The organism is Mycobacterium sp. (genome assembly GCF_035603715.1).
Lineage (GTDB): Bacteria > Actinomycetota > Actinomycetes > Mycobacteriales > Mycobacteriaceae > Mycobacterium.
This window is the reverse complement of sequence record NZ_DATNJW010000266.1, coordinates 1-4,958: the sequence shown is the minus strand read 5'-3', so window position 1 is coordinate 4,958 and position 4,958 is coordinate 1. Positions and strand designations below refer to the sequence as shown.

Below are 4,958 nucleotides of genomic sequence, written 5' to 3'. Positions count from 1 at the left end.
TGAAGCTGAACTTCTCCGGCAAGCTCTACGAGAACGCCTTCTACGGGGTCGACGCCACCACACACCTGATCGACATGGACGCGGTGCGCGCCCAGGCCCTGGAGTTCCGCCCGAAGGTGATCGTCGCGGGCTGGTCGGCCTATCCGCGGGTGTTGGACTTCGCCGCGTTCAAGTCGATCGCCGACGAGGTCGACGCCAAGCTGTGGGTGGACATGGCGCACTTCGCCGGTCTGGTCGCGGCCGGGCTGCACCCGTCGCCGGTGCCGCACGCCGACGTCGTCTCGACGACCGTGCACAAGACGCTGGGTGGCCCGCGGTCCGGCCTGATCATCGGCAAGCAGGAATACGCGAAGTCGATCAACTCGGCGGTCTTCCCGGGCCAGCAGGGTGGCCCGCTGATGCATGTCATCGCCGCGAAGGCGGTAGCGCTGAAAATCGCGAGCACGCCGGAATTCGCCGACCGCCAGCGGCGCACGCTGTCCGGCGCCCGGATCATCGCCGAGCGGCTGCTGGCGGCCGACGTCGCCAAGGCCGGCGTTTCGGTGGTCAGCGGCGGAACCGACGTGCACCTGGTGCTGGTGGACCTGCGCGACTCGCCGCTGGACGGGCAGGCCGCCGAGGACTTGCTGCACGAGGTCGGGATCACCGTGAACCGCAACGCCGTTCCCAACGACCCGCGGCCGCCGATGGTGACCTCGGGCCTGCGGGTCGGCACCCCGGCGCTGGCTACCCGCGGCTTCGGGGACGCCGAGTTCACCGAGGTCGCCGACATCATCGCCACCGCGCTGGCGGCCGGCAAAGCGGCTGACGTGTCGGCGCTGCGCGACCGAGTTACCCGCCTGGCCAGGGAGTTTCCGCTCTACGACGGCCTGGAAGACTGGTCGCTGATTTGATGCGTGGGAGATTTTACGAAACCTGTGTACGCGGGTTACGGTTACCGCATGGCACAGAAACCTGTCGCTAACGCGCTGATCCTCGAACTCGACCCCGTGGTGGGCGAGAACCTCGACCGGCACCTGGGCACCGAGCAACTCTGGTTCGCCCACGACTTCGTCCCCTTCGAGCAGGGCGAGAACTTCGCCTTCCTGGGCGGACGCGACTGGGACCCGTCACAGGTGACGCTGCCGAAAGTCGTGACCGACGCGTGCGAAATCCTGCTCGTCACCAAAGACAACATCGCGGGCTACCACCGCGAACTCGTCGAGCACTTCATCCTCGAGGACATGTGGGCCCAGTGGATCGGCCGCTGGACCGCCGAGGAGCATCTGCACGCCATAGCGCTGCGCGAGTACTTCGTCGTGACGCGCGAGATCGACCCGACCGCCAACGAGCACGTCCGCTTCGAGCACGTGTCGCAGAAGGGCTACCGCGCCGACCAGTTCTCTCAGGTCGAAACCCTGGTATTCATGGCTCTCTTCGAGGCCTCCCACGCGGTGTTCACCAACAACCTCGCGGCGCAGATCGAGGAGCCGGTGCTGGCCGGCCTCATCACTCACATCGCCCGTGACGAGGTTCGCCACGAAGAGTTCTTCGTCAACCTTGTCGCGCACTGCCTCAGCTACACCCGCGACGAGACGATCGCCGCCATCGCCGCCCGCGCGGCCGAGATCGACGTCATCGGCGCCGACATCGATGCCTACGGCGACAAGGTGCGAAACGTCGCCGACGCAGGCATTTTCGGCCCCGACCTACTACGCCGGGTGATTTCCGACCGCATCACCGCGTGGGGGGTCGCCGACGAGCCCGCGCTGCGGCAGTTCGTCATCAGTTAGCCACGTCGGCGCGCCTGCACGGCGCACATGCGCCGACGAGAGTAGCTTTGCTTTCGATGGCTAGCGACATGCTCTGCTATCCGGGCGGCGCCTCTCGTCTCAACTTCGACAGGACCGCCGGCCCCGGTCCTGACGCCGCGGCCCCCGCCGAATCGTCCGTGCGGGCCGCACGGGCATCCAGCCCGGCTAGGTCGCTTCGCGCGCATGGGTGGCTGTGGGGCCACCACCAACTTGCGGCAGCGAGCCGGGCGATGAGCTCGAGGAGCGCTCGTGACTGATTCCCCGGCGGTTTCACAGGACACCATCAGGACCTACGTGCTCGACACGTCGGTGTTGTTGTCCGATCCGTGGGCCTGCTCCCGCTTCGCCGAACACGAAGTGGTTGTTCCGCTGGTAGTGATCAGTGAGCTGGAGGCCAAGCGCCACCACCACGAACTGGGCTGGTTCGCCCGCCAGGCGTTGCGCCTGTTCGACGATCTCCGGGTCCAGCATGGGCGGCTGGATCAGCCGATTCCGGTCGGCACGCAGGGCGGCACGCTGCACGTCGAGCTCAACCACAGCGACCCCAGCGTGCTGCCGGCCGGGTTCCGAACCGACACCAACGACTCGCGCATCCTGTGCTGTGCCGCCAACCTCGCCGCCGAAGGCAAGCGAGTCACGTTGGTCAGCAAGGACATTCCGCTGCGCGTCAAAGCGGGCGCGGTGGGCTTGCTCGCCGACGAGTACCACGCGCAGGACGTCGTCGTCTCCGGCTGGACCGGGATGACGGAAATGGAGACCAGCGCCGACGACATCGACGCGTTGTTCGCCGATGGCGAGGTCGACCTGGAGGCCGCGCGAGACTTGCCGTGCCACACCGGTATTCGGCTGCTGGCCGGCAGCTCCCATGCGCTCGGCCGGGTCAACGCGAACAAGCGGGTCCAGCTGGTCCGCGGCGACCGCGAGGTTTTCGGACTGCGCGGGCGATCCGCCGAACAGCGGGTGGCCTTGGATCTGCTGCTCGACGAGTCGGTCGGCATCGTGTCGCTGGGCGGCAAGGCCGGCACCGGCAAGTCGGCGTTGGCGTTGTGCGCCGGGCTGGAGGCCGTGCTGGAGCGCCGCACGCAGCGCAAGGTAGTCGTGTTCCGCCCGCTCTACGCGGTCGGCGGCCAAGAGTTGGGTTATCTACCCGGTAGCGAGAGCGAAAAGATGGGCCCGTGGGCCCAGGCGGTCTTCGACACCCTCGAAGGTCTGGCCAGCCCCGCGGTGCTCGAAGAGGTGCTTTCCCGCGGCATGCTCGAGGTGCTGCCGCTGACCCATATCCGCGGTCGCTCGCTCCACGACTCGTTCGTCATCGTCGACGAAGCGCAGTCCCTGGAACGAAACGTGCTGCTGACCGTGCTGTCCCGGCTGGGCGCGGGATCGCGGGTGGTGCTGACTCACGATGTCGCTCAGCGCGACAACCTGCGGGTGGGCCGGCACGATGGCGTCGCCGCGGTGGTCGAGAAACTCAAGGGCCACCCGCTGTTCGCGCACATCACGTTGCTGCGCAGCGAGCGGTCGCCGATCGCGGCGCTGGTCACCGAGATGCTCGAGGAGATCAGCGGCGTACCGCTGTAATCGAGCGGGCCTTCGCCGCCGGTAAGCTGCGGCCGTGTCGAAACGACCGGACAACCAAGCCTGGCGGTACTGGCGCACCGTCGCCGGCGTGGCGGCGGCGGCCGCCATCGTCGGGATCGGTGCGTTCACCGGGCACGTCCGATTCGCACACGCCAACGACGTCGTGGACTGTGCACAGGTCAAGTGCGTCGCGTTGACGTTCGACGACGGCCCCACCCCGTATACCGACCGGCTGCTGAGCATCCTGACCGCGAACAAGGCCAAGGCCACGTTCTTCGAGATCGGTAACAAGGTGGCGGCCAACCGGGCGGGCGCCAAGCGGGTTGTCGACGCGGGCATGGAACTGGGCAACCACACCTGGGAACACCCCAACATGACGACGTTGCCGCCCGAAGACGTCCCCAGCCAGCTGTCCCGCGCTAACGACGCGATCGCCGCGGCAACCGGTGTGACGCCGAAGTTGTGGCGGCCACCGGGCGGGTTGACCGATGCGGCGGTCAACGAGCAGGCCGCCAAGGCCGGCTTAGCCGGAATCCTTTGGGACGTCATCCCTTACGACTGGATCAACGACTCCAACACCGCGGCCAGCCGGCTGCTGCTGATGTCTCAGATCAAGCCCGGTTCGGTGGTGTTGCTGCACGACACCTACTCCAGCACGGTCGACTTGGTCGAGCAGTTCATCCCGGTGCTCAAGGCCAACAACTACCACTTCGTCACGGTCAGCCAGCTGCTCGGGCAGCGCGCCCCGGGCAGCGTTTACGGCAGCCGCGACAACGGACCCCCGGCTAATGACCTGCACGACATCCCCGCCTCGGAGATTCCGTCGCTGCCCAATACGCCGTCGCCGCCGCCGATGCCCAACTTCCCGATCACTGATGTCTCCGGCCAGAACTCGGGCGGACCGAACAACGGTAGCTAGCTGTTGCAGGTCATCAAATTGTTGCGACACGATGAGTGCGATACGACTTTCCGAGACGGACTTCTGGACACCCCGGCATCCAAATCGCTTTTTCCAGAAGCGAGTCCGTGCTGGTCGCATATGTCGTCTATTTCGAGCCAGCGTTCACTTCTGCTCGCACTTGGTCAATTTGGTCGTAGGCGAAGTTCAGGATTTCGGTGATGGTCATCGCCTGGCCCTTGCGCGCACATTTTTCATAGGCCTCCCCGCCGAGAACTTCGCGGAGGTGACCGATCAGATCATGGAGGTCGGGGTACAAAGCCACGCTGATTGGGTTGAGTGCTGCGAATGCGGCGATGGTGGCTGCGGGCTCGAAGCGTCCGAGTCGCCGCAGAAGCGTCGCGAGGCTGGCGAGGGGGGTATGGATGAAGGCGACGCTGCCGGCATCGTGGTAATTGCGGATCGCTAACGTGATGTAATCCAGCGCGGCGGCCGGGTCGCCGTGTCTGACCTCCAAACCGGCCAAAAGGTGCGCCAGGTGGGACTCGTTGGCGCGGTTACCGCTGTCGTGGCTGACTTCCAGCGCCCGGCGCAGGGCCGCGAGCGCACGCTGCGGATCTGCGTTCTGGTAAGCCATGCCGTAGCACAGAAGCGCGTAGCTGAGCACCCACGGGTTGTTCGTGGCTTCG

The 4,958-nt window shown here is 66.4% G+C and carries 4 protein-coding genes and 1 pseudogene; 4 read left to right on the top strand and 1 reads right to left on the bottom strand.

The features are described from left to right. The 4 genes from VN856_RS11305 to VN856_RS11290 form a co-directional block, all read left to right on the top strand. Nucleotides 1–893, top strand: an 893-nt coding sequence (locus VN856_RS11305; protein WP_325688982.1) for a serine hydroxymethyltransferase, incomplete at its 5' end; no start/stop codon positions are given. A gap of 48 nt (nucleotides 894–941) precedes the next feature. Continuing rightward, nucleotides 942–1,772, top strand: coding sequence for an acyl-ACP desaturase (locus tag VN856_RS11300; protein ID WP_325688980.1), 831 nt, complete (start codon nucleotides 942–944; stop codon nucleotides 1,770–1,772). Between the two features lie 303 nt (nucleotides 1,773–2,075). Next, nucleotides 2,076–3,371, top strand: coding sequence for a PhoH family protein (locus VN856_RS11295; RefSeq protein ID WP_414686930.1), 1,296 nt, complete (start codon nucleotides 2,076–2,078; stop codon nucleotides 3,369–3,371). A 115-nt stretch (nucleotides 3,372–3,486) separates the two neighbouring features. Beyond that, complete coding sequence (locus VN856_RS11290) at nucleotides 3,487–4,290, top strand: polysaccharide deacetylase family protein (RefSeq protein WP_414686929.1); 804 nt, start codon at nucleotides 3,487–3,489, stop codon at nucleotides 4,288–4,290. Between the two features lie 127 nt (nucleotides 4,291–4,417). Here VN856_RS11290 and VN856_RS11285 read toward each other — a convergent pair. Then, a pseudogene (locus VN856_RS11285) lies at nucleotides 4,418–4,958 on the bottom strand (adenylate/guanylate cyclase domain-containing protein); the annotation flags it as partial.

Bases quoted from the DNA above. Each gene is read 5' to 3' on its own strand.
- VN856_RS11300 (WP_325688980.1), top strand. From the start codon at position 942: ATGGCACAGAAACCTGTCGCTAACGCGCTGATCCTCGAACTCGACCCC.